This window comes from Nonomuraea insulae, assembly GCF_042656245.1.
Window position 1 is genome coordinate 20,254 of the sequence record NZ_JBHSPA010000065.1, and the last position, 24,089, is coordinate 44,342.

At 70.9% G+C, this 24,089-nt stretch carries 17 protein-coding genes; 2 read left to right on the plus strand and 15 right to left on the minus strand.

The annotated features are described in order from the left end of the window. Positions 1–2 precede the first annotated feature (2 nt). From ACFPZ3_RS47375 to ACFPZ3_RS47435, 13 genes are all read right to left on the minus strand, one after another. Positions 3–3,116 (minus strand): tubulin-like doman-containing protein, encoded by a 3,114-nt coding sequence (locus tag ACFPZ3_RS47375; RefSeq protein ID WP_379520989.1) that lies wholly within the window; start codon positions 3,114–3,116, stop codon positions 3–5. Positions 3,117–3,123: 7 nt separating this feature from the next. After that, entirely contained in the window at positions 3,124–5,304 is a 2,181-nt protein-coding gene (locus ACFPZ3_RS47380) for a VWA domain-containing protein (RefSeq protein ID WP_379520990.1), read from the minus strand. A gap of 721 nt (positions 5,305–6,025) precedes the next feature. Further along, positions 6,026–8,680, minus strand: coding sequence for an MGH1-like glycoside hydrolase domain-containing protein (locus tag ACFPZ3_RS47385; RefSeq protein ID WP_379520991.1), 2,655 nt, complete (start codon positions 8,678–8,680; stop codon positions 6,026–6,028). A gap of 89 nt (positions 8,681–8,769) precedes the next feature. After that, positions 8,770–9,402 (minus strand): YoaK family protein, encoded by a 633-nt coding sequence (locus ACFPZ3_RS47390; protein ID WP_379520992.1) that lies wholly within the window; start codon positions 9,400–9,402, stop codon positions 8,770–8,772. A 201-nt stretch (positions 9,403–9,603) separates the two neighbouring features. After that, the gene (locus tag ACFPZ3_RS47395) at positions 9,604–11,283 is read right to left on the minus strand and encodes a glycosyltransferase (RefSeq protein WP_379520993.1); all 1,680 of its coding nucleotides are present in this window, start codon (positions 11,281–11,283) and stop codon (positions 9,604–9,606) included. A gap of 152 nt (positions 11,284–11,435) precedes the next feature. Then, on the minus strand, positions 11,436–12,206 hold the full coding sequence (locus tag ACFPZ3_RS47400) for an SDR family NAD(P)-dependent oxidoreductase (RefSeq protein WP_379520994.1): 771 nt from the start codon (positions 12,204–12,206) through the stop codon (positions 11,436–11,438). Further along, on the minus strand, positions 12,194–12,883 hold the full coding sequence (locus tag ACFPZ3_RS47405; RefSeq protein WP_379520995.1) for a TetR/AcrR family transcriptional regulator: 690 nt from the start codon (positions 12,881–12,883) through the stop codon (positions 12,194–12,196). The genes ACFPZ3_RS47400 and ACFPZ3_RS47405 overlap by 13 nt, the downstream gene beginning before the upstream one ends. 2 nt (positions 12,884–12,885) lie before the next feature. Beyond that, a complete protein-coding gene (locus ACFPZ3_RS47410; RefSeq protein ID WP_379520996.1) occupies positions 12,886–14,118 on the minus strand; it encodes a cytochrome P450 in 1,233 nt (410 codons plus the stop codon). Between the two features lie 117 nt (positions 14,119–14,235). Continuing rightward, on the minus strand, positions 14,236–15,180 hold the full coding sequence (locus ACFPZ3_RS47415) for a pectate lyase family protein (protein ID WP_379520997.1): 945 nt from the start codon (positions 15,178–15,180) through the stop codon (positions 14,236–14,238). 10 nt (positions 15,181–15,190) lie between these two features. Beyond that, positions 15,191–15,994: a pectate lyase gene (locus tag ACFPZ3_RS47420; protein ID WP_379520998.1), complete on the minus strand. Its 804-nt coding sequence runs from the start codon at positions 15,992–15,994 to the stop codon at positions 15,191–15,193. A 298-nt stretch (positions 15,995–16,292) separates the two neighbouring features. After that, entirely contained in the window at positions 16,293–16,493 is a 201-nt protein-coding gene (locus ACFPZ3_RS47425; RefSeq protein ID WP_379520999.1) for a ferredoxin, read from the minus strand. A 28-nt stretch (positions 16,494–16,521) separates the two neighbouring features. Beyond that, positions 16,522–17,733 carry a cytochrome P450 gene (locus ACFPZ3_RS47430; RefSeq protein ID WP_379521000.1) on the minus strand — a complete coding sequence of 404 codons (1,212 nt, stop codon included), beginning with the start codon at positions 17,731–17,733 and terminating at the stop codon, positions 16,522–16,524. A 15-nt stretch (positions 17,734–17,748) separates the two neighbouring features. Further along, positions 17,749–18,942, minus strand: coding sequence for an NAD(P)/FAD-dependent oxidoreductase (locus ACFPZ3_RS47435; protein ID WP_379521001.1), 1,194 nt, complete (start codon positions 18,940–18,942; stop codon positions 17,749–17,751). Between the two features lie 166 nt (positions 18,943–19,108). On the opposite strand from ACFPZ3_RS47435, the gene ACFPZ3_RS47440 reads away from it, so the two are divergent. Continuing rightward, positions 19,109–19,747: a TetR/AcrR family transcriptional regulator gene (locus ACFPZ3_RS47440; protein ID WP_379521002.1), complete on the plus strand. Its 639-nt coding sequence runs from the start codon at positions 19,109–19,111 to the stop codon at positions 19,745–19,747. On the opposite strand, the gene ACFPZ3_RS47445 is transcribed toward ACFPZ3_RS47440, so the two are convergent. Together ACFPZ3_RS47445 and ACFPZ3_RS47450 are read right to left on the minus strand one after the other, a co-directional pair. Continuing rightward, a complete protein-coding gene (locus ACFPZ3_RS47445) occupies positions 19,740–21,449 on the minus strand; it encodes an HAL/PAL/TAL family ammonia-lyase (protein ID WP_379521003.1) in 1,710 nt (569 codons plus the stop codon). The genes ACFPZ3_RS47440 and ACFPZ3_RS47445 overlap by 8 nt on opposite strands. Before the next feature lie 298 nt (positions 21,450–21,747). Further along, positions 21,748–22,332 carry a TetR/AcrR family transcriptional regulator gene (locus tag ACFPZ3_RS47450; protein WP_379521004.1) on the minus strand — a complete coding sequence of 195 codons (585 nt, stop codon included), beginning with the start codon at positions 22,330–22,332 and terminating at the stop codon, positions 21,748–21,750. A 148-nt stretch (positions 22,333–22,480) separates the two neighbouring features. On the opposite strand from ACFPZ3_RS47450, the gene ACFPZ3_RS47455 reads away from it, so the two are divergent. Further along, positions 22,481–24,022: an MDR family MFS transporter gene (locus ACFPZ3_RS47455; protein WP_379521005.1), complete on the plus strand. Its 1,542-nt coding sequence runs from the start codon at positions 22,481–22,483 to the stop codon at positions 24,020–24,022. The last annotated feature ends 67 nt before the right edge of the window (positions 24,023–24,089 follow it).

The window sequence follows — 24,089 nt, forward strand, 5'->3', positions numbered from 1 at the left end:
GCTCACTCCCCGACGAGCGCGTCCAGGTCGCGCAGGTTGTAGGTGATCGCCTCGGAGACCCGCTCGAAGGGCAGGTCGAGGGCGGCGGGCAGGGTGTGCGCCCAGAAGGCGACGAGCTGGTCGGCCCGGTTGCGGGCGCCGGAGGGCAACTTGGGCACCATGATCTCCAGCAGCCCGAGCTGGTCCGCGGCCATGCCGGTGACCTGGTGGTAGAGCGGGTCCGGCACGCTCAGGCCGCCTGCCAGGCCGTTCGGGGTGGCGTTCATGAGCTGCTCGCTGACCAGGCTGCGGAACTCCTCGTCGCCGGCGATCACCCACTGCTCGTACGCCCGCAACATGCTCGGCCACGAGGACGCCTTGCCGTACCCGGTCAGGGGGAGCGTCATCGAGCCGCCCGCCACGTCGATCCTGATCCGCGACGGCGAGGCCGGATCGCCCTCCACCACACTGACCCTGCCGTTCCAGAGCAGGCAGAGCAGCCGGTGCAGGATGCGTACGCGGTGCTCCTCCGTCGTGGCCAGGTAGCCGAAGTCGTAGCCGAGCCGCTGCCGCCATTTCAGGTGGTCCTGCGGTCGTTCGTCGTGCAGCGCGTCGGCCCAGCTGTGCAGCACCTCGCGCAGCTCCCTGACCTGCGTGACGCTCATCGAGGTGCGGAGCTGCACGACCGTCACCGAGTCTGCGTCGATGTTGCGGAAGTCGGGCGCCCCGGGCAGGTCGATCCGGTCCTTCAGGAAGCGCTCCAGGTCCGGGTCCTTGGCCGGCGCAGGATAGGAGACCAGCACCTTCAGGTCGCCCGTGCCGTCGGGGGTGAAGCCGCCCGGCACCAGGTCGGCCAGCTTGAGCTGGAACTGCCGCACCTGCGGGTCGTCGGCGCCGCCCGACGCGGCCTGGGCGAGGATGTCGGCCAGTGCCGGCAGCAGCGGCTGCTCGCCCAGCGCGGCGGCCTCGTCCTGGTCCTTGAAGAGCTTCTTGACCTCCAGCTTGAGCCGCTCGCGCACCCAGTTGAGCGCCTCGGCGGGCTTGCCGGTCCGCCAGGCCAGGTCGTAGGCGTGCCGCCAGCCTTCAGGCCCGATCAGCACGTTGACCACGCCGGCCTCCCCGTCGGTCGGGCGCAGGAGCTGCCGGGAGACGTGGACGTCCACGAAGCGGCGCACGACCTCGTCGTAGAAGGCGTCCGCGCCCGTGGGCGGCAGCAGGTGGTAGACGCCCACGCGGGTCTCGTACAGTTCGCCCGCCCGGCGCGCGAACCGCTCGGGGTCGGAATCGGCGTGCTCGACGAACGCCTGCGTGAACTCGCGCACCTCGCGCAGGAGCTGCTTGCGGCGCGGCTCCCAGCGGGGCATCTGGTCGGCCCACGCCCTGTGCCAGAGCCCCTGGCTGCGCCACAGGTACCAGGCATCCTGGTCGGCCAGCGAACCCTGCACCGCGGGATCGGACCACTGCACCTTGCGGAACACCCGGTCGCGCATCGGCCGTGGTTGCGGGGGAGCCTCGGTCATGTTCTCGTACGGCTTGCGCGGCTGCGCCCTGCGGTTGTCCAGCAGCCCCGCGAACCCCAGCCGGTCGACCTCGTGCACGTCGCCCGGCAGGCCGACGACCACCCGCCGCAGCCGGAACGGATCGACGTGGCCGAGCTCTTCGAGCGCCCCGCGACGCACGTCCATCTCCTGGGCCATGACCGGCACGCTGCGGGTGAGCCGCCGCTCCAGCGAGGCCAGGTTGTCCTCCATCTCCCGCAACCGGTTGGCCAGCGACTTCTGGATCTCGGCCGCGCCGGTGGCGGTGCGGGCCTCCGGCAGCGGCAGCGGCTCGCGGGTGTTCAGCGGTTCGAGGTTGGTGGTGGTGAACATGCGCCGGATCTCTTCCACGTTGCTCTCGGCGGCGCCCGGCGGGGCGGCGTCGAGGCGCGTCACCGCGCGGGCCAGCAGCCGTGAGCTGATCAGGTCGGCCAGCTCCTCCACGGGCACGGTCATGGAGGACACGAACGCCGTCGAGACGCCCCGGTTGCCGATGCCGGAGGAGGCCGGCACCTCCCGCTCCACGGCCCGGTTGATGAAGTCGTCGGCGAAGGAGGACTCGCCGCGGTCCTCCATGCCGCCGACGGCCTCGCCCGCCGTGCTCGGCTGGGTCCCGGCCAGGGAGACGATCAGGGAGGCGATCGAGCGGTGCAGGTCGTCGCGCTCGACGCCGGGCGGCATGGTGAACAGGAACGCGGTCTGCACGGTGCCGGTGGCCAGCCGTACCTCGCCCTTGGCCGGGTAACGCACGCCCAGCTCGCCGACGATGCCCAGCTCGTCCACCTGCGTGCCCGCGTGCGGCGCGTTCTGGTCGTCCACCAGCCGGAACAGGTCGAGCAGGCTGGAGCCGGCGTTCAGCCGGGCCCGCCGGCCGCCGCCCCTGCCCTCGGAGAAGGCGGAGGGCATGACGACCAGCGGATAGATGCGCGCCCTGATGCCGTTGCGGGCGAAGGCCTCGCCGATCAGGTGCAGGTAGTCGTAGAAGATGCCGCTGCCGGTGCCGCCCGCCACCGAGAAGGCCACGAACACGTCGCAGCTGCGCCGCAACCGGCCGCCCAGCGCGGCCAGCTCGCTGCCCGAGTTGCTGATCGCCCCGATGGCGTCGTCGATGCCCTGCACGACCGGCCCGGTGCCGTGCCGCATCCGCTCGAACAACGCCGCCCTGGCCACCGTGGGCAACTGGCCCGCGCCCCGCATCAGCGGCGCGACCAGCGGCTCCTGCTCGCGCGGCGGCAGCCAGTGCTTGACGTGGTCGTCCAGCGTGGCCCGCAGGCTGCGGGCCACCTCCGGGTAGGAGTCGAACTTCGGCACCACGTCGTGGATCAGGTGAGCCGTCCTGCTCGCCGCCGGGAACTCCCGCTCCGTCGGCACCACCCGGCGGCGCGTGCGGGTCAGCTCGGCCTCGTTGAGGTCCACGTAGACGAACTGCAGGCAGGAGGGCAGCTCATAGGGCTGGTAGTTCTGCCAGCTGAAGTTCCTGATCAGGTCCATGCCGTCCGGACCGCAGAGCTCGTCACGCAGCCAGCGTTCCAGCTCCACCCCCACCCGGCAGCCGGTGCCGCCGAGCCCAACGAACATCATCGGGTCGAAGATCCTCATGCGCCCCTCACAACAGGTCGTCGCCTGGCATCGGTCTGTGGGAAGTCGTCCTGCTCTGGTACGGATCCGCCGGGCCGTACACGGGTTGCGCCGAGCCCCTGGCCCTGCCGTCGTCCACGCCGAGGAACATGCCGCCCGGCAGGGCGATCGGCTGGCCGGGGAAGAGCGGGTCGAGCTGCCGCCCGGACGGATCACGGATGAGGACGCCCCCGCCCTGGCCACCCCGTCGCACCGCGTAGCCGGTGCCGGACGTGCGCACCAGACGGCCGCCGGAGATCTCGAAGGTGAACTCGGGCCCCTCGCCGAGCGGCGCCTGCAGCCGGCTGATGTACGGCTCGCCCGGCTGCTCGAACAGGTGCAGCGTCAGCTCGCTCGGGTCGGCCGCCCGCCGCCGCGCGCGCCTCTTGAGCAGCAGGAACGGAAGCGCCACCGCGATGATGAGCAGGAGGATCAGCAGAGCCTGGAGCCCGCGCTGCCACAGCGGCGTCGGCAGCGCCACCTCCACGTCCACGAACTGCTCGGCCACCACCTGCCCCGCCGGATCGACCACCTGCACGGTGCCGCCGACCCGGCCCTCGGCCGTGTCGGCGCCCACGCGGAGCTTGAAGGGGTGCTCGGAGGCCCCCGCGGGCGCCTGGAGCTGCTGGGCCGACAGGCTCACGGTGCCGGGCACGTCGACCAGCCGCAGGCCGAGCTGCGCGGGCTCGCCGTCGTTGGTCACCCTGACGGTGCCGGAGATCTCCTCGCCCGGCCCGCTGGTGGCCGCTTCGAGCTGCACCTGGGCGCGGAGCCGGTCGGCCGGCCCGGCGATGCGGGTCTCGTACGGGCGCTCGTCGCCGGCCACACCCGGCCCGGTCACCCTGCCCAGGAAGGACAGGCCGCCGGTGGCTGTGGGCGGGATGGCGATCTGGCCGGAGTATTCGCCGTCGCCTTCCGCGCGGTCCGGGCCGTCGCCCGTGTCGCGCAGGTCGATCGGGATCTCCTGGAAGCCGTCGCCGGACATCCGGGCGGTGAAGCTCAGCCCCTCCAGCGCCGCCGGGTCGGAGATCACGCCCGTCCTGGTCTGCAGCCGCAGTCGCACGTTCACCTGCTCGCCGGGACGCGGCCGGGGGTTGCTCAGGGAGATCGAGGCCCGCAGGGCGCCCTGCCAGACGACGGTCGCGCTGACGTCCTGGCGGTCCACGCCGGGCGGCGACTTGAGCTGGATGCGCCATTCGCCGGGCACCGGGTTGCGGATGCGCAGCGACTCCACGGGCCCGGCCTCGCCCGCGACCTGGAACGTCGAGTCGTTCTGCTCGCCCTGCTTGGGCACCTGGGCGCCCGAGGGGTCGAAGTAGGTGGCCTGGATGCGCTTGTCGCGCTTGACCACCACGATCGAGCCGTCGGTCGCGATGATCGGGATGGTGACGTTCAGATCGACGGTCGCGCCCCCTTCGAGGGAGTCGGTCACCGACGGCTGGATGCCAGCGCACCTGGCGTAGGCGAACGCTTCGAGCAGCGAGCGCTCCACGTCGGCGGAGGTGGCGACCACCCTGGCGCGCGGCGTGGCCGACTTCTGGCCGCCGCAGGGCTCCCGCCAGCCGCCCGCGGCGAAGGCGTCGAGGCTGGTCTTGTCGGCCGAGCCGAACCCCAGCGGCCAGATCTGCACCCGCGCCTGCTCGGCGTCCTTGAGACCGCTGCCGATCTGGGCCTGCGCGTTGCGGTTGCGCGACTGGGCGTCCGCGCCGTACTGCGGGCTGTTCGCGACGTCGAGCACGCCGTCGGTCAGCAGGAACACGATCTTCGTGCGCTGCTGGTCGTCGGGCGCGTTCATGATGTCCAGCGCCTGCTCAAGCGCGGCGGCGTGGTCGGTGTCGTTGCCGTCGCCGGCCTCGCGCCGGCGCAACCGGTCGACGCAGCGGCTCAGCGACTCGCGGTCCTGCGCCGTCTCCACCCCGGTCAGCGGGCACACGATGTCCACGGCGGACTGGCCGCGCGCGTTGGAGCTGCCGAAGCCCACCACGGCCACCTGCGACTGCGGCGACAACTCGCTGAGCGCGATGAGCTGGGCGGCGGCCCGCTCACGCGCGACGTCCTGCCCTGACAGGCTGCCTGACTCGTCGACCAGGATGACCACGCGGACCGGCTTGACGTCGGAGTCCGGCGCGGCCTGCGCGGCCGTCGGGATAAGCGCCGTGGCAGCGGTCACGGTCAGGACGAGTAGCGGAGACCGGAGGGATGAAAAGACGCGCACATTGCCTCACAGATGCCGTTTTTTCTTATCCGCTGAACGGAGAGAGGCCCGGAGAAGTTTCTGTCGGCGTTATGGACGTGACGGCCGTCAAAATTAGCTTGTCCGAAATTCAAGTTCGATGCAAGACATATTGCGATCCTAAGGGGATCAGGCGCCGAAGTGACGGAGAGCCACCGTCCGCGAGTGCGGGGGCGGAAGGCCCGGGGGCCCCGTCGTCGGCTCGGCCGGGGTGCCGTTCGGCGCGCGCGCCCGCGGCACCGATGTCGTGGCAGGCGCTGGCACGTTCCAGTCGGGCGCGGAAATTCCGGCTCGGCTCGAAGGCGGCCGGCCTGAGAATGATCGGCGTGTGAACCGGCCGCGTGTGTTCCCGGCGGCGTTCACGAAACGCCCAAGCCTGACAGATGGGACGTATCACCATTTTCTGCCAGGGTATTGTCCACCCACGCGCATATGCCCCTCCATGCCCCCGCTCACCTGGTAATAAGGGTATTTCCTGGGGTCCGGTGATGCGCGGGTCTCCGGGCAATTTGCTGAGGATGTATCACGAACTGTAATGAAACTCAGAAACAGTCGTCCGTAAGTCCTGTCTCCGGTCGCTCAAAAACTCCACGCGCCTTTCTCGTCGATTCCCGGGGGACGCCCGCCCCCTTTGACGGGGCGGGCGTGAGCAACCCGGTCAGCCGAGGCGGTCCGGCTGGAAGTCGGCCGCCGACAGCCGGCCGTTCATGATCATGAGGACGGCCACGAGCGCGGTCCATCCCGTCTGGTGCGCGGCGCCCAGACCGGCGCCGTTGTCGCCGTGGAAGTACTCGTGGAACTGGATCAGGTCCCGCCAGTGCGGATCCTGCTGGAAGCGGCCCTGCCCTCCGTACACCGGCCGCCGGCCGTCGGGGCCGCGCAGGAAGAGGCGGACGAGGCGGTCGGAGATCTCCTTGCTGACCTCGTACAGGGTCAGCTGGTTGCCCGAGCCGGTCGGGCACTCGACGGTGAAGTCGTCGCCGTAGAAGGCGTACAGGTGCAGCAGCGCCCGGACGATCAGCGCGTTGATCGGGAACCACACCGGCCCCCGCCAGTTCGAGTTGCCGCCGAACATGCCGCTGTCGGACTCGGCGGGCAGGTACGACACGCGATACTCGCGCCCTCCCACCCAGAACGCGTACGGATGCGCCGCGTGGTAGCGCGACAACGACCGGATCCCGTACGGGCTGAGGAACTCCTCCTCGTCCAGCATGCGGGCCAGCAGCCGCCGCAGTTTCCGCTCATCCAGCAGGGACAACATCCGCTGCCCGCCCACCCCGGGCCGGTCGGCGGCGGACATGCCCTGGGCCAGGTCCGGATGCCGGCGCGCGAACTCCCTGACCCGGTTGTACAGGTGGGCGTCGCCCTCGTCAGGGCGCGGTGTGAAGACGGTGGTGGCGCAGAGCGGCAGCAGCCCGACCATGGAGCGCACCTTGAGCCGGACGGCCTCGCCGTCGGGCAGCCGCAGCACGTCGTAGAAGAACCCGTCCGCCTCGTCCCACATCTCCTCCTTCAGTTCGCCGATCCGGTCGGTCGAGGCGGAGATGCGCAGGAACTGCTGGGCGAAGCGCACCGCGAGATCCTCGTACGCGGGCGCCCGGTCCGACAGCTCGGCCGCCATCTGGAGCATCGTCTGCGTGTAGAACGCCATCCACGCGGTGCCGTCGGCCTGGTCCAGCGTCCCGCCGGTCGGGAGCGTGGCGCTGCGGTCGAACACGCCGATGTTGTCCAGGCCGAGGAAGCCGCCCTGGAAGACGTTGCGGCCGTCGGGGTCCTTGCGGTTGACCCACCAGGTGAAGTTCACCAGCAGCTTCTGGAAGACCCGCTCGATGAAGTCCAGGTCGCTCTGCCCGTCGAGGCGGCGGTCCATGCTGTTGATGAAGCGGGCCGCCCACGCCTGCACGGGCGGGTTGACGTCGCCGAAGGCCCACTCGTACGCCGGCACCTGGCCGTTGGCGTGCAGGAACCGGTCGCCGAGCAGCACCTCCACCTGGTGCTTGGCCAGGTCGAGGTCCACCATGGCGAGCGCGACCGCGTGGAAGGCCAGGTCCCAGGCGGCGAACCACGGATACTCCCATTTATCCGGCATGACCAATATGTCGTCGGCGGTCAGGTCGTACCAGGAGTGGTTGCGCTGCCCCGAGCGCACCCACGGGTCGGCGCCGTGCTCGGCCAGCCACGACTCGACGTCGAAGGAGTAGTACTGCTTGCTCCACAGCAGCCCGGACAGCGCCTGCCGGAGCACGAGCGCCTCGTCCCGCCCCGCCCCCTGCGGGGTGAGCCCGGCGTAGAAGGTGTCCGCCTCGGCCCGCCGCGCGCCGAACACCTCGTCGAAGCCGGGCCCCAGCGGGTCCCGCACGTCGGAGGCGGTGAGCCGGACCCGTACGGTCGCCTGCCCGCCCGCGGGAACGGTCAGCGTGTGGTGGGCGGCGGCCTTGGTCCCGGTACGGTCCGGGTTCACCGCGCCGCCCTCGCCGTGCACGACGTGGCGGTCGATGCCGTCCTTCACGAAGGGGGAGGCGTTCCTGCCGCCGAACACGCGCTCGTTGTCGGTCTCGTTCTCGGTGAACAGCAGCGGGACGTCCGCCGCGCAGTACATCCGGTACGTGCCCAGCCCGGCGTGGTCGGCCTGGATCACCCCGGGTTCCGTGGCCCGCATCGCGGGTTTGGCCGCGCCCTGGCCCCACGACCAGGTGTTGCGGAACCACAACGTCGGCAGGACGTGGATCGTGGCCGCCTCCGGGCCCCGGTTGGCGACGGTGACGAGCATGAGCAGGTCGTCGGGGGCGGCCTTGGCGTACTCGGCGAACACGTCGAAGTAGCGGTCGTCCTCGAAGACGCCGGTGTCGAGCAGCTCGTACTCGAAGGAGCGCTCGTCCCTGGCCGCGTTCGTGGCGATCAGGTCGTCGTAGGGGAAGGGGGCTTGAGGGTACTTGTAGAGATATTTCAGGTAGGAGTGGGTGGGGGTGCTGTCGAGGTAGAAGTAGTACTCCTTCACGTCCTCGCCGTGGTTGCCCTCGCCGTTCGTGAGCCCGAACGGCCGCTCCTTCAGAATGGGGTCGCGGCCGTTCCACAGTGCCATCGACAGACAGAGCCGCTGCTTGTCGTCGCTGACGCCGCCGAGGCCGTCCTCACCCCAGTGGTAGGCGCGGGAGCGGGCGTGATCGTGCGGGAAGTAGTTCCAGGCATCGCCGTTGCCGCTGTAGTCCTCGCGGACCGTGCCCCACTGCCGTTCGCTGAGGTACGGACCCCACCGGCGCCATGGCGCGTCCGGAGCGGCCGACCGCGCTAGTCGTTCTCGTTCGGCATCCATGTGCGCAGCATCCTCTCCATCGTGGTTCCTGCCTCCTCACTGGAGGGTGACGTCCGGATGCGGACGCCGGCGGCTCAGGGCTCGTCGGCTCAGGGCTCGTCGGTGAAGGCGCTGGAGAGCAGGGCGAGTGCCACGGCGAGCAGCGCGACCATGGGGGCCACCGCGGGGAGCAGGCGCACGCACAACGCCGAGGCGGCCGCGCCGAACGCCAGGGCCAGCAGCACGGCGGCCAGGCCGGAGATGTGCGCCTGCCCGGTGCCGGGGGTGAGCACACGGAAGATGGAGCTGGTCAGCGCGCCGGTGATGAACGTCGTCGAACCGACGAACGTGCGCAACCGGTGGGTCACCGCGCTCTGGAGGCCCATGGCGAGCGCGGCGGTCGCGATCAGCACGTGCCGCGGCCCCGACAGACCCCACCCGACGGCCAGGCCCGCCAGCAGGACCAGCTCCACACCCACGGTCAGCCGCGTACGGGCGCTCCAGCCCGTCACGGAGCCGATGAACTGGAAGGCGGCGGTCAGGCCGCAGGTGAAGGCGATCAGCGCCACCAGCGAGTCCAGCGCGTCGGCCAGGCGTCCGTGCCCCGCCGACACCCCGAGCAGCACCAGGTTGCCGGTCATGTTGGAGGTGAAGACCTGGCCCAGGGCGAGGAAGGTGAAGGCGTCCACGGCGCCCGAGGCCAGCGCCAGGCTCAGGACGGGCAGGCGGTTCCCGGACAACATCCTTCCATGGTCGGCCGCCCGCAGGACCTTGGGCGGAAGGCGCGCTGATCCGCCATGGGACCCTTTTCCCGCGGCCCCTGAGGTCCTCAGGTTCAGCACTACCTGAGGACCTCAGGCCCAGCACCCTCTGAGGACCTCGGTCCCGCACCGCCGTAGCGGGCTGAGGTCCTCAGAGGGAGAAGTAGGACGGCCCCGAGTCCGTCAGGTGGGGGGTTTGCGGCCCAGGGCGCGTTTCATGCGGCCGGCCAGGATGGCGCGCATGCCGCGTTGCGCGTGCTGGGCGCGCTGGGCGCTGTGGAGTTCGCGGCGGAGCGTGCCGACGTCGCGGCGCAGCTCCACGGTGCTCTTGCGCCACTTCGCCGCCTCATCCCGCCACTTGGCGACCTGCTCGCGCAGCCGCTCGGCCTCCTTGGCGAGCCGGGCCGCCTCCTCCTGGGCCTCCAGCCTGGCCTTGTACGCGCTCCGCCGCCCCACCAGCTCACCCGGCTCCGCGCCGAAGTCGTAAGTCTCCCCGACGACCCACCGCACCCCCGACACGTCCTCCACGGCGTCGTCGAGCGGCTCGCCGGGCCGGGCGACGATCCGGGCGCGGGCGAAGGACGACACGCGTTCGAGCCGGGCCGAGACGACCTCGCCCGGCGACTCGTCGAGCAGCACCCCGATCAGCCCGAGCCCTTCGGAACGTGCCAGATTCAGCAGTTTGGCCAGACTGTCCTCGCCGGGCACCCACCCGGCGGGCAGCCGCAGCACGAAGGGGACGGACGGGTGCACCTCCTCCGCGGTCGCCAGGCGTACCCGGCCCTCGTGCTCGTAGTGCCCGTGCACCAGCACCAGATCGAGGTTCGGGTCCTTGAGCGGCGCGCGGCGGTCGCGCTCCAGGGTGTCCCACGGGCCGACCAGGACGACGGACAGGTCCACGACGGTCGAGGCGAGCAGCGCGTCCACGCTGGCCCGGACGGCCTCGTACCCGGCGGTGCCGTCCACGACGGCGGTCACGTTGGGCACCTTCCACTGCCGGTCAGGATGCGTGCGCAACCACTGGTAGGCGGGGATGCGGTCGGCGACGAAGGCGTGGCTGACCCGGTCGATGCGCTTCTGGTGGCGCATGCGCATGGTCGGCCCGAGATGGTAGGCGCGCGCCTTAGGCTCCGGTACGAACACCGCCCCCGCCTGCGCCAGCCGGTAGCCCATCTCGGTGTCCTGCCCGACGATCAGCTCCTCGTCCATGGGCCCCGCGGCCTCGACGAGACGGGCGCTGACCGAGGTGGCCCCGCCGACGTGCAGGCTGAACGGGCGTACCGGATTGTTGGTGAGACCGTCGGTCCGCTCGACCAGCCCGACCAGCCAGGCGTGCGGGTCGGCCGGCTCGAACGCCGCCTCCAGGTCCTCCGGCAGGACCTCGGGCAGCTCGGCCGAGGTGAAGCGGATGTAGCCGGTCACGGACAGGTAGGGCGCGGCGTGGTGCCAGCGCATGTGCGCCTCGACCGAGCCAGGCGTGAGCACCACGTCCGAGTCGAGCCAGTGGATGACGTCGCCGCTCGCCTCGGCCAGCCCGGCGTTGCGGGCGCTGGCCCGGCCCGGCTGTTCGCACAGGACCAGCCGGGCGGCCGTGCCCTCGGGCAGCCGCAGCGGGGGCGAGCTGCCGTTGTCGACGACGATGATCTCCGTCAGCTCCGCCGGGTACGTCTGCCGCGCCAGCCCCTGCAACACCAGGTCCAGCTTGTCCTGCGCGCCATAGGCCGGAACGATCACGCTCACCCGCAACTCGGGCGTGAACGTCTCCGGCGGCTCGAGTACTCGGTAGTCGTTGCCGCGAACCCGCCGCGCACCGGCGTCACCGGCGGTCTTACCGGCAGCAGCTTCGACAGGAGTGACGGACATGCGCGCAGAATCTCCTCGCTGGTCGGCCGGGATCAGATGGCGTCCTACTTTAGGACAGTTATCTGGGAAACAAGGTGACCCGTAAGCCTTTCAGCAGGCATTTCCGCACGTCAGTCCTGTCAGCATTTACACAGGAAACGGCCTGGAGTTGATCAGTCCCGCAAAGCCCCGCCGCCGTCGATCGACCACGTCTGGCCGTTGATCCACTCGGCGTCGTCGGACAGCAGGAACGCCGCCGCGGAGGCCAGGTCGGACGGTCTGCCCAGGCGGGCGCTGCGGATCCCGGCCAGCACCGTGGCCTTGAACTCCTCGCTCATCGTGGCCAGCCCGGTCTCGCTGAGCACCATGCCGGGGGACAGGCCGTTGCAGCGAATGCCCTCCTTGCCCCAGCGGGAGGCGACATGCCTGGTCAGCGTGTTGATTCCGGCCTTGGACGCGGCGTAGGCCGGGCGCAGCGGCTCGCCCACGAACGCGGCGAGCGAGGAGGTGTTGACGATCGCGCCACCGCCGCCCTCCAGCAGCAAGGGGATCGCGGCGCGGCAGGTGTGGGCGTACCCGATGAGGTTGACCTCGAACGTGCGCCGCCAGATCGCCGCGTCCATCTCCAGCAGGTCGCCGTCGCGGCCGATCGTGCCAGGCGACAGGTCGGCGCCCACGTTGAACAGCCCGTCCACGCCGCCGAACTCGCCCACCGCCCGCTCGAACAGGGCCCGCACCGACCCCTCGTCGGCCAGGTCGAACGCGGTCGGCACGGCGGTGCCGCCGGCGGCGGCGATCCGCGCGGTGGTGGCCTCGGCGCCGCCCAGGTTCAGGTCGCCGACCAGGACGCGGGCACCCTCCTCTGCCAGCCGTTCCGCGGTGGCGGCGCCGATTCCGGTGGCGCCGCCGGCCACGACGATGGTCTTGTCCTTCAGTCCACGCATGCTGGGGGGTCCGTTCTCGTGGTGACCGTGCTCGTGGTGACAGGGGCCAGCCAGAGGCCGGCGAGGGCGTCGATGAGGCCGAGTGCGGTGGCCTCCCAGGTCGTACGGGGCGTGGGGCCGCCTTCGTGCAGGGCGCGCTCACGTTCGGCCAGGGTGTGCACCACCAGCAGGCGGCTCATGTCGCCGCGCCCGGCGTGCACCTCCGGCGGCAGGCCGGGCAGCAGCCGGAACATGCCGTCCAGCGTGCGCCGCATCGAGGGCGTCGCCACGGACTCGTCGACGATGATCTGGCGCAGGGCGGGCACGGTGTTGAACTGCGCCAGGCAGCGGGCCCGCCAGCTCGGCACGCCCAGCGCGTCGAGGTGGCCGGTGGCCGGGCGTACCAGGCAGGAGACCCAGGCTCGCAGGTCGCCGGAGTCGGTCATCTCGTCCAGCATCCGCAGGCGGCGGCCCTCCGTCTCCGTCGTGTAGCGGCGGACGATCGCGCGGACGAGATCGGCCTTGGCGCCGAAGTGGTAGCCGACGGCGAAGTTGTTCGCCTGCCCGGCCGCCTGGCCGATCTGCCGGTTGGAGACGTCACCGACCCCGTGCTCGGCGAACAGGCGCTCGGCGGCGTCGACGATCGCCTCCCGCGTCTCATGCGCCCGGGAGGAGCCCCGTGGGGACCTGCCCGCCACGTTCACCACCGGACCGGAACCTGCTCCAGCCCGCCGACCAGCAGTCCCTCGCGGCGCTTCAGCTCGGCGGCGGGGACGGCCAGCTCCAGCGTGGGCAGCAGGTCGAGCAGCACCTTGAGCACGGTCTGCAACTCGGTACGGGCCAGCGCCTGGCCGATGCAGGAGTGCGGCCCGACACCGAAGGCCACGTGCGGGTTCGGCGAGCGGTCCAGCCGCATCTCCCCGGCACCCTCGAACTGCCGCTCGTCCCGATTGGCCGAGGCCATGCTGCAGATCACCGTGGTGCCCTTGGGCAGCTTCTCGCCGGCCACCTCGACCTCCTCGGTGAGGTAACGCGGCATGCCGAAGCCGGGGTTGGCGTCGAAGCGCAGCACCTCCTCCACCGCCGGGCGGATCAGTGCGCGGTCGGCCAGCAGGGACTCCCAGCGGGCCCGGTCGGCCAGCACCATCGACATCATCTTGCCGATCATGTTGGCGGTGGTCTCGTGCCCGGCCACCAGCAGCCCCTTGGCCGTGCCCAGCATGAGCTGCTCGGTCAGCCGCCCGTCCAGCCCCTCGACGATCGACAGCAGCTCGCTGACCAGGTCGTCGCCCGGCTCCGCGCGCTTGGCCCCGACGAGCGCGACCAGGTAGGCGTCGAACTCGGCCTGCGCGGCGTCGATCTCCTCCTGGCCGAACTTCGTCATGCTGAGCATGGTGTCCGACCAGTACGCGAACCGGCCCCGGTCCGAGTCGGGCACCCCGAGCAGATCGCAGATCGCCCACACCGGCAACGGGAACCCGACCGACCCGACCAGGTCGGCCGGCGCCCCCCGCGAGACCATCTCCCGCACGAGGTGCTCGGCCATGGCCTGGATCCTGGGCTGCATCGCCGTGACCCGCCTGGCGGTGAACGCCTTGCCCAAGAGCTGCCGCCAGGCCCGGTGCTCATCGCCGCTCATGCTGGTGCCGCTGCCGAACACGCCGCCCGATTCGTTGGCCGTGACCCGGGCGGCGTCCTCGGCGTCGAGCTGGCGGGTGAAACGCGGGTCGGACAGGACCTGCTTGACGTCGTCGTAGCGGGTCAGCAGCAGCGCCTGATCGCCGCTCGCCAGCCGGATCGGCGCCACCGGGCAGCCCTGCCGGAACTCGGCCCACTCCTGGGGCGGCTCCAGCGCGCTGGGGTTGCGGAAAGGATATTCGGGCGCCTCGGTCACGATCGTTCTCCCTGGGGACGGCGGCTTGCTCGATGCCATCTAAGTCACGTCACTTATTTAAGTCAAGCGACTCAGATTCGGCCCGGCCGTAACCAGGAGATCTCATGTGGGGCCGTGAACGCGGGAGGCCGGCCGCGCTCACGGCCGCGGGCCGCCTCAGATGGAGATGCGGCCCGCTCCGGCGCCCGCCGTCACGACGGACTTGACGCTGGAGGCGCCGTCGAGCGAGTACGAGTACGGGATCGACTTCACGCTGCCGCCGCTCTGGCCGCTGCCGGAGCCGACGAAGTGGTTGTTGCGGGCCACCAGGGTGCCCGCCGGGGAACTGGCCTCGCCGAGGTGGAACGGGTCGTCGGTGTTCTCGAAGTAGTTGCCCTCGACGAGCACCCCGGCCTCCTGGGTGGAGGCCACGCCGTAGCTGCCGACGTTGCCGTAGAAGTTGTTGTAGACGTGCACGGGGTTGCCGAAGCGGACGCGCGGGTGGCGCTGGTTGGTGCCGTCGAACCAGTTGTGGTGGTACGTCACGCGCAGGTGGCCCCGGTCCTCCGCGCCGTTGTCGTCGCTGTGGCCCAGGAGCATGGTCTTGTCGTGGCCGAAGAACTTGTTCCAGGAGACGGTGACGTAGTCGCTGGCCCGCTTGATGTCGAGAGCCCCGTCGTAGCCGTTGGTGAAGGAGTTGTGGTCGATCCAGACCCGGGTGGAGTACTGGACGTTGATCCCGTCGTCGTTCCAGTTGCGGAAGGTCAGGTTGCGGATGATGACGTTCGACGCCTTGGTGACGTTGAAGCCGCAGCCGGAGATGGTGGCGCCCGAGTTGCCGATGACGGTCTTGTTCGAGGCGACCTTCAGCATGCCCGAGCAGGAGATCGTACCGGAGACCCTGATCACGGCGGTGGAGCCGGAGGACAGGGCGCTCGTGAGGGCCGAGGCCGAGGACACGGTCGTCGGCGGCGTGCCGCCGCCACCGGTGGTGCCGCCGCCCTGGGTGGCCCAGCCGACGAGCGGGGTGTCGGCCGAGGCGGGCGGGACGGTCGCGGTCAGTCCGGCGAGCGCCGCGGCCAGGCCGGTGGCCAGCGCGAGGACGCGTCGTAAGGTGCGCATGATGTGCTCCCTATCGGTAGGTGATGTCCGAGCTGGAGTAGACGCAGTTGACGCCGTCGGCGCCCGAGCCGATCTTGGTGGGTTCGCCGCTGGTCACGCCCCGGTACTTCTCGCAGATGACGATCTTCTTGCTGGAGTCGCCGACGATCGTGATGCCGGAGAACCGCGCGGTGTCGCCGTAGTTGGTGTTGATCCCGGCGAGCGTCTTGCCCGGAGAGGTGGCCGTCACGTTGGAGATGACGACGTTCCGCTTGTACTGCGTGGAGCAGTTGCCACAGGAGCGGTAGAGCTTGCCGAAGTTGTCCACCTGGAAGTTCCTGATGTTCATCGTGCCGGGGCCGTTGTGCTGGAAGACCTTGTCGCTGGCCGACCTGGCGCCGCCGCCGTCGATCGTCATCGTCTGCGACGACGACGTGCCCTTGAACGTGGCCGCGTCCTCGCCGACGTCCTCCCACCAGACGTTCTGCAGCGTGCAGGTGCCGGTGCAGTGGATGCCGTCGGCGGCCGGTGAGCCGAGGATGACGTTCTTCAGCACGGCGCCGTTGGCGAGCTTGAAGATCGGGTCCTGGCCCTCGTCCTGGCCGCCGCTGCCCAGGTCGCCGGTGCCGTAGTGGCGGACCATCTTGCCGTCGAGCGTGCCCGACACGTTGATCGTCGCGCCGACCGCCTTCTGGCCGCTCGGCGACGGCCAGGCGGCAGCGGCGGAGGCAGTGGCGGAGGCGGCGGAGGCAACGGGGCCGCTGCCCACGCCGCCCGCGATGGTCAGTGCGGCGACGATCGCCGCCGTCACCCTGGCCAGGGTCGTCCTTCTCACAATCGACTCCTTGGATCTTGCCAGCCGTCCACATATGTGAACAGCTGGCACGGTGGTGAACGACTGTGAATGTAGGAAAGCGCTTTCCTGTCGTCAATGGGAGGCCTGTGGCCGATTCCGGGCAGGCCGGTGTCGTCGCCGGTCAGGGGCTAACACGTCGGATTCCTGAAAGTGAAACTTTCATGTCGGACGAGTGGCGACCACGCCGAGGGCGTGCGGGCGTTCCTGGACAAGAGGCCGCCCTCGTTCTCGTGACACCGGCGGAGCGCGGGACGCGGGAACGAGGGCGGCGGTGACCTCAGGCCTGCTCGCTCACCTCGATGGCGGCGCCCGGGCAGACGGCGGCGGCCTCGCGGACCAGGGCGTGCTGGTCCGCCGCGGGCTCGGCGTCGAGCAGGATCACGATGCCGTCGTCCTCACGCTGGTCGAAGACCTCGGGCGCGAGCAGCACGCACGAGCCGGCGCCGCAGCACTTCTCCTCGTCGACGATGACTTTCATCTCGGGTTCCCTCCTTGTCGTTCAGTGGTCACCAGCGGACCGGGACCGTGCTCAGGCCGCCGACGGCCAGCCCTTCCACGCGCCGCAGCTCCTCCGCCGGCACGGCCAGCTCCAGTGTCGGGAGCCTGCGCAGCAGCACCTCCAGGACGACCTGCAGCTCGGTACGGGCCAGCGACTGCCCCAGGCAGGAGTGCGCGCCGGAGCCGAAGGACAGGTGCGCGTTCGGGCTGCGGGTCAGGTCCATCTCGTCGGCGGCCTCGAAGGCGCTCTCGTCGCGGTTGGCGGCGGCCATGCTGCAGATCACGGTGGTGCCCTTGGGCAGGACCGTGCCGTCGACCTCGGTCTCGACGGGCAGGTAGCGCGGCAGGCCGAAGCCGGAGTTGGCGTCGAAGCGCAGCGACTCCTCCACGGTCGTGCGGATCAGCGACGGGTCGGCCAGCAACCGCTCCCAGCGGGTGCGGTCGGCCAGCAACATGCCCATCATCTTGCCGATCATGTTCGCGGTGGTCTCGTGCCCCGCGACCAGCAGCGCCATACCGGTGACCAGGATCTGGAGGTCGCTCAGCCCGCCCTCGTCAGGACCGCCGACCGCGAGCAGTTCGCTGAGCAGGTCATCGCCGAGCTGCTCCCGCCTGGCGTTGACGTGGTCGGACATGTACTGGAAGAACTCGGCCTGGGCGGCGTCGATCTCTTCCTTGGTGTAGCGGGTGAGGTTGAGGAACGTGTCGGACCAGTACGAGAACCGGTCCCGGTCCTCGGCCGGCACGCCGAGCATGTCGCAGATGACGTACACCGGCAGCGGGAAGCCCAGGCCGGCCTTGAGGTCGCCGGGCGCGCCGCCCGCCACCATCTCGTCGATGAGGTCATCGGCGATCTTGGCCATCGCCGGACGCAGGGCGGCCATGCGCTTGGCGGTGAACCACTTGCCGACCAGGCGCCGCCAGTGCAGGTGCTCGTCGCCGCTGTCGGGGATGATGTTCGCGACGTCGCTGTTGAACACGCCGCCGCCCTCCGCCGTCAGCCGGGCCGCGTCGGGGGCGGAGAGCTGGCGGGTGAAGCGTGGGTCGGCGAGGACCTGCTTGACGTCGTCGTACTTGGTCAGCAGCGTCGCCTGGTCGCCGCTGGGCAGCTTCACGTGGGCCACCGGGCACTTGCCGCGCAGCTCGGCCCACTCGGGCGGCGGCTCCAGCGCCGTGTCGTTCGGGATCGGGTAGTTCAGTACCTGCTCGTCGAGGCTCATGGTGGGTCTCCTTGGTCACGCGGTGGAGAGGGGCTGGGTGCGCTGCCAGCCGCCGAGGGACTGCTGTCTGAGGATGCGAGCCTGCTTGGCCATGTTCCAGCCCAGCACGCCGGTGATCTCGCCGCCCTCGCGGTAGACGGCGGCGAAGCGATGTTGTTCCGGGTCGCCCTCGGTGATGCTCACCTCGGCCGTGGGCGACGGGAGGCCGTGGGCCTGGATCTTGACGTCGTACTGGTCGGTCCAGAAGTACGGGATCGGCAGGTACGGGCGATCGGCGCCGAGCACGTTGGCCGCCACCGCCTGGGCCTGCTCCGTGGCATTGGTCCGGTTCTCCAGCCGGAGCCGGCGGTCGTACCCCTCGTGGTGCCAGGAGGCCACGTCACCCACGGCGTAGATCCCGTCGGCGGCGCGGCAGCGCGAGTCGCACTCCACCCCGTCCTGGACGGTCAGGCCGCTGCCCGCCAGCCAGGCGGTCGCCGGGCGGGAGCCGATGGCCACCACCACGGCGTCGGCGTCCAGGAGTTCGCCCGTTTCCAGGCGTACGCCCGTGACCCTTCCCTCCGCGCTCGTCAGCCCTTCGACCGTGGCGCCGAGGCGCAGGCGCACCCCGCGATCGGCGTGCGTGCGGCCGAGCAGCCCGCCGATGACGGCGCCGAGCTGGTCGCCCAGCAGGACGTCACCCATGCCGGCGAGGGTGACGTCCAGGTCCATGGCGCGGGCCGTGGCGGCGATCTCCGCGCCGAGCACGCCCTCGCCGACGACCACGAGCCGCCTGGCGCCGGACAGGTGGGCGCGCAGGGTGAGCGCGTCGTCCAGGCCGCGCAGCGTGTGCACGCCCGCCAGCCCGTCCTGTCCCGGCAATCGGCAGGAGCTCAGTCCCGTGGCGATGACCAGCGCGTCGGCCCTGAACACGCGGCCCGAGGCGGTGGTGACCGCCCGCTCCGCCGGGTCCAGCGCGACGGCCGCCTCGCCCCGTACGAACTCGGCGCCCAGGGCTTCGAGGTGCTCCTGGCTACGGAGCTGGGCGCGGCCCGGCTCCCAGGTCCCGGCGAGGACCTGCTTCGACAGCGGCGGCCGGTCGTAAGGCAGGTGAGGCTCGGCGTCGAGCAGCGTCAACCGGCCCTGGTGCCCCTGCCGGCGCAGCGCCTCTGCCGTGCTCAGGCCGGCGGCCGACGCGCCGACGATCAGAATGCTCCCGGGCGGGGTCACGCCGCGTCGCTCCAGCGGCGGACCACTCGGCAAGGCCCGCGCCCTACCGCATCCCGACCTGCACTTATACGCATATGTCGTGATCCTTTCCGTCGTCCCGTGTCATCACATTACCCTACATGTGTCGGAAAACCTGCACGTGTAGTAAGGAGGTACTGTGAAGGGTGTGGGCTCCACCAAAGACGGCAATTCCCCCTCGGGTGACCGGCGCGTACGCCGCACCCAGGCGGCCCTGGCACGCGCGCTGATCCAACTCGTCGAGGAGCAGGACCTGCCCCGCATCAGCGTCGCCGACGTCGCCGAACGCGCCGGCGTGAGCCGCTCGACCTTCTACGACCACTACCGCGACGTCCACGAGCTGGCCGAGGCCGCCTGCACCGCGATGATCGACCGGCTGATGGCGTCCCTGCCGAGCCCCGGCCCCCGCTCGCAGGCCCTGGCGCCCGAGGTGACCCAGTCGCTGACCGCGTTCTTCGCCAGCCTCGCCGAGCACGCCGGGCTCTACCGTGCGCTGCTGGGGCCGCAGGGCAGCGCACGCGTCGTCGACCACATCAGGCGCCGTGCCGCGGCCGAGGTCCACGACCGGCTACGGGCGGCCGTCACCAGCGGCGAGCTGCCGGAGCACGCCGGGACGCCGCTGGACATGCCGCACGACGTGCCGGCCGCGTTCACGGCCGGGGCGCTGATCGGGGTGGCCTCCGACTGGCTCCAGCGCGGCTGCCCCCGCCCTCCGGCCGAGATGGCCGCCCTGACGTGGCCGCTCCTGAGCGCCCTCTACCGTCTCGACGCCGGCACCCTCATCTGAGGTCCGAGGTCGCCGTGCCCGTGACACGCGGGAGCAGGCGGCGGTTGCGGACCAGCCAGATGGCCCGCTCCAGGTCAGGCGTCATATAGCGGTCGTCGGCCAGGACCGGGACATACCTTCTGAGCTCCTCGCGCAGGGCCGTGGCGGCGGGGCCGAGCGCGAGGCCCGACATCCTCCCGGAGATGAGGTCGATGCCCTGGGCCGCCATCAGGAACTGGACCGCGAGGACGATCTCCAGCCGGTCGAGGTTCTCGTGCAGGTGCCGTACCGAGGCCATCGCCATCGTGTTGTGGTCCTCCTGGCCGTCCTTGACCGGCCGGGACAGAGTGCCCGCCGGGGTGGCCCTGACCTGCATCTCCGGGACCAGCGCGGCGGCCACCGTCTGCACCTGCACCATCCCCGAGTTCAGCCCGACCGACCCGCCGGCCAGGTTGGCGGGCAGGCCGTAGCTCCAGCGGGGGGACAGCAGCCGGCCCGACAACTCCTGCGACAGCACGCCGACGTCGGTGAGCTCCGCGTTCAGGCTGTCGGCGAGGTGGCCCATGACGGAGCCGTCCCAGTTGCCGCCCATCACGAACTCGTACCCGGGGCCTGCGTCGCGCCTGAAGATCAGCGGGTTGGAGGTGGAGGAGTTGGCCTCCCGCACCAGGGCCGTACGGGCGTCGGCCAGCACCTGCCGCAGGCCGGCCAGGATGTGGGGCGCCGCCCGTACCGACACCGCGTCCTGGATCCGCGGCTCGTAGTTCGCCGGGTCGAGGCGCCTGCGGCCCGCCTCCGTCATCCAGCCCGAGCCCGCCACCATCGCGCGCAGCCGCGCGGCGACCGCCTCCTCCTCGGGGATGCGGCGCTCCCTGTGGGTACGCGCGTCCAGCGACCCCCGCTCGGCCCTGGTCGCCTCCAGGAACAGCGCGAAGGCGCCCTCCGCCTGGTGGGCGAGCGCGGTCGCCCGGTGCACGGCGCTCATGAGCGAGGCGGCCACCACGGTGCTGCCGCTGACGATCGGCAGCGCCTCCCCGGCCTGGAACACGAACTCCCTGGGCAGCCCCGCCCTCGGCAACATCTCGGAGGCCGGCCCCTCCACGCCCCGGTACCGCACCGGGGCCTCCCCGCCGAGCGCCGCCAGGCCCGCCGCGGCCTGCGGTTGCAGGTCCCCGGTGCCCAGCGAGCCGATCTGCGGCATCCGGGGCAGCACCCCGGCGTTCACCATGGACAGCAACCGCAGCGGCACCTCGGGCCGTACGCCGACCTTGCCCCTGGCGAGCTGGTTCGCCTTGAGGACCAGGGCGAGCCTGACCACGTCGTCAGGGAACGGCTCCCCGACGCCCGCCGCGTGCGAGCGCAGGACGTTCTGCTGGAACTGCGCGGCCTGCTCCAGCGAGAGCGGACGGTCCTTCAGCGGCCCGAGCGCCTGGTTCCACCCGTACACCCGCTGATCGTTCAGGGCCGCCAGCGCGCCCGCCCGCGTCCTGTTCAGGTTCGCGGGGACGCCGGGCGCGAGCCGCGCGGAGAGGGGACGGCCCTCCAGGATCGCGAAGGCGTCGCGGAGCGAGAACGAATCGCCGTCCAGCACCAGGTTCAGCGGCGCCGCCGCGGGCACCGGGTTCAGCGGCGCCGCCGCGGGCGGCAGGTCGGGCTCGGCGACCGCCTGCCCCGGCACGCACAGGGCGACGAGCAGGCACACGCAGGTGGCCGTTCTGATCATTTCCTTTGTCCCTCTCCGCGAAGATCGCTCCCGTTATAACCGGGGCGCGATGAATCGCCTGGAGCGGCTCGACCGTCCTGACCTGGTCTCGACCGGTTCAGGGGCGGGTGCTTACCGCTACGGGACGTCCAGAGGCTCCACCGTGTCCGCCGCGCCGAGCCGGGTGAGTCAGCCGCGTACGCGCACCGCGACCCCCACCAGCAGGGTGGCGGCGGCCACGCCCACGCCCAGGTGGAGGTCGCCCAGAGCGCTGAGCACGGGGACGCCGACCGGGGCTGGGGCAGGTCGTGCGGGGAGCTCAGGTGAAGGGCTGGGCGACCTGGTCGAGCGCTTGGTCGGTGAGCTGGCGCAGCGTCCGGGTCTCGTGCTCGCCGCACCACCACTGCGTGGCGACGCGCATCGCGACCAGGAAGGCGGCGGCGATCATCTCGGGGGCGGCGTCGTCCTGCCCCTCCCGCTCGGCCACCGCCCGGCTCAGCTCCTGCTCCAGCCGCACCCTGTTGGCGAGCTGCCTGGCCAGCAGCGACGGATGGCGCATGGCCAGCCGGGCGCGAAGGTGCCACTCCCGGTCGGGGCCGCCGCTCTCGTCGTAGAGGCTGTCCAGCGCGCCGCGCAGCGCCTGCCAGGGGGACTGGTCCCGTGGTTGTTCGCGTACGCGCCGTACGAGGGTGCCCAGTCGCTGCTCGTCACCGAACAGCAGCGCGTCCTCTTTCCCGTCGAAGTAGTTGGAGAACGTCCGGCGCGAGATGTTGGCGGCGTCGGCGATGGCCTCGACGGTGACGTTGTCCAGGCCGTGCTCGACGGCCAGCCGCAGCGCGGCCTCGTGCACGGCCTGCCTGGTCTCGGCCTTCTTACGTTCGCGCAACCCTGCTGTACTGCCCATGATGTGAGCAACCTTACCCGATGGGAATAAATGCTCAGTGCGCAAAGTTGCCCCTTGAGCATGTAAGGTGTCCAAGTTGCATCCATTTCTCCTAGATCGGAGGTTGCGTGTGAGTGCCCAGCCGGCAGCGCCGTCCGCGGCGGAGCCGATGACCCACCGCCAAATCCTCGAAGCCCTCAGCGGCCTGTTGCTCGTCCTGTTCGTCGCCATGATCAGCGCCACCATCGTCTCGGTGGCGCTGCCGCAGATCATCGGCGCGCTCAAGGGCAGTCAGTCGCAGTACACCTGGGTCGTCACCGCATCCCTGCTGGCCTCGACCGCCTCGACGCCCATCTGGGGCAAGCTCGCGGACCTGTTCGACAAGAAGCTGCTGCTCCAGATCGCCATCGTGATCTTCATGGTCGCCTCGCTGGCCTGCGGGTTCGCGCAGAACACCGGCCAGCTCATCGCCTTCCGCGCCATCCAGGGCCTGGGCATGGGCGCACTGCAGATCCTCACCCAGGTCGTCATCGCCGCAATGATCTCGCCCAAGGAGCGCGGCCGCTACAACGGTTACCTCGGTGCCGTCATGGCCGTGGCCACGGTCGCCGGCCCGCTCATCGGCGGCCTCATCGCCGAGACCTCCTGGCTCGGCTGGCGCTGGTGCTTCTTCATCGCCGTGCCGTTCACCATCACCGCCTTCGTGCTGCTGGCCAAGACCCTGAACATCCGGACCGCGCGCCGCTCGGACGTGAGCATCGACTACTGGGGCGCCACCCTCATCGCGGCCGGCGTGAGCATCCTGCTCATCTGGGTCACTTTCGTCGGCAACTCCTTCGAATGGTCGTCCTGGCAGACCCTGGCCATGGCCGGCGGCGGCGTGGTGCTGCTCGCCCTGGCCACCTGGGTCGAGTCCCGGGTCAGGGAGCCGATCGTGCCGCTGCACGTCATCAAGCGGCGTACGCCCGCGCTGGCCATCCTGGCCAGCCTCGCGGTCGGCATGGCCATGTTCGGCGGCTCGGTCTTCCTCGGCCAGTACTTCCAGATCGGCCGCGGGTACGGTCCCACCGCCGCGGGCCTGCTGACCATCCCGATGATGATCGGTGTGCTGTTCTCCTCCACCATCAGCGGCAGGATGGTCTCCAAGAGCGGCCAGACCAAGCCGTACATCCTCGCCGGCCTGATCGTCCTGCTGGCGGGCTTCGCCGGCCTGGCCACCATCGACCACGAGACCCCGATCGTGCTGATCTCGGTCTACATGCTGGCCGTCGGCATCGGCGTCGGCATGTCCATGCAGAACCTCGTCCTGGTCATCCAGAACACCGTCCCGCTGCGTGAGATCGGCGCGGCCAGCGGCGCGGTCACGTTCTTCCGCTCGCTCGGCGGCACCGTCGGTGTGTCGGTGCTCGGCGCCGTCCTGGCCAACCGGGTCGCGACCAGCATCGCCGAGGGTCTGACCAAGGCCGGCATCCCCCTCACCGGGGACGCGGCGAAGGCCGGCGGCAGCCTGAACATCGCCGCGCTGCCGGAGCCCATCAAGGAGATCGTCCGGGCCGCGTACGGCGACGCCACCGGCCACATCTTCCTCATCTCGGCCGCGATCGCCGTCGTCGGCCTCATCGCCGCGGTCTTCCTCAAGCCGGCGAAGCTGCGCGACAGCCTCGACCTGCCCGAGCAGCCCGCCAAGCAGGAGGCCCCCACCCCGGCGTGACCCATGACCAGGAAGGCCGCGTCCCCGCATCGCCCGCGGGGCCGCGGCCTTCCTCCTGTCCGGTACG

Bases quoted from the DNA above. Each gene is read 5' to 3' on its own strand.
- ACFPZ3_RS47375 (WP_379520989.1), bottom strand. From the start codon at position 3,116: ATGAGGATCTTCGACCCGATGATGTTCGTTGGGCTCGGCGGCACCGGC.
- ACFPZ3_RS47385 (WP_379520991.1), bottom strand. From the start codon at position 8,680: ATGGATGCCGAACGAGAACGACTAGCGCGGTCGGCCGCTCCGGACGCG.
- ACFPZ3_RS47390 (WP_379520992.1), bottom strand. From the start codon at position 9,402: ATGTTGTCCGGGAACCGCCTGCCCGTCCTGAGCCTGGCGCTGGCCTCG.
- ACFPZ3_RS47395 (WP_379520993.1), bottom strand. From the start codon at position 11,283: ATGTCCGTCACTCCTGTCGAAGCTGCTGCCGGTAAGACCGCCGGTGAC.
- ACFPZ3_RS47400 (WP_379520994.1), bottom strand. From the start codon at position 12,206: ATGCGTGGACTGAAGGACAAGACCATCGTCGTGGCCGGCGGCGCCACC.
- ACFPZ3_RS47410 (WP_379520996.1), bottom strand. From the start codon at position 14,118: ATGGCATCGAGCAAGCCGCCGTCCCCAGGGAGAACGATCGTGACCGAG.
- ACFPZ3_RS47415 (WP_379520997.1), bottom strand. From the start codon at position 15,180: ATGCGCACCTTACGACGCGTCCTCGCGCTGGCCACCGGCCTGGCCGCG.
- ACFPZ3_RS47425 (WP_379520999.1), bottom strand. From the start codon at position 16,493: ATGAAAGTCATCGTCGACGAGGAGAAGTGCTGCGGCGCCGGCTCGTGC.
- ACFPZ3_RS47430 (WP_379521000.1), bottom strand. From the start codon at position 17,733: ATGAGCCTCGACGAGCAGGTACTGAACTACCCGATCCCGAACGACACG.
- ACFPZ3_RS47445 (WP_379521003.1), bottom strand. From the start codon at position 21,449: ATGATCAGAACGGCCACCTGCGTGTGCCTGCTCGTCGCCCTGTGCGTG.
- ACFPZ3_RS47450 (WP_379521004.1), bottom strand. From the start codon at position 22,332: ATGGGCAGTACAGCAGGGTTGCGCGAACGTAAGAAGGCCGAGACCAGG.
- ACFPZ3_RS47455 (WP_379521005.1), top strand. From the start codon at position 22,481: ATGACCCACCGCCAAATCCTCGAAGCCCTCAGCGGCCTGTTGCTCGTC.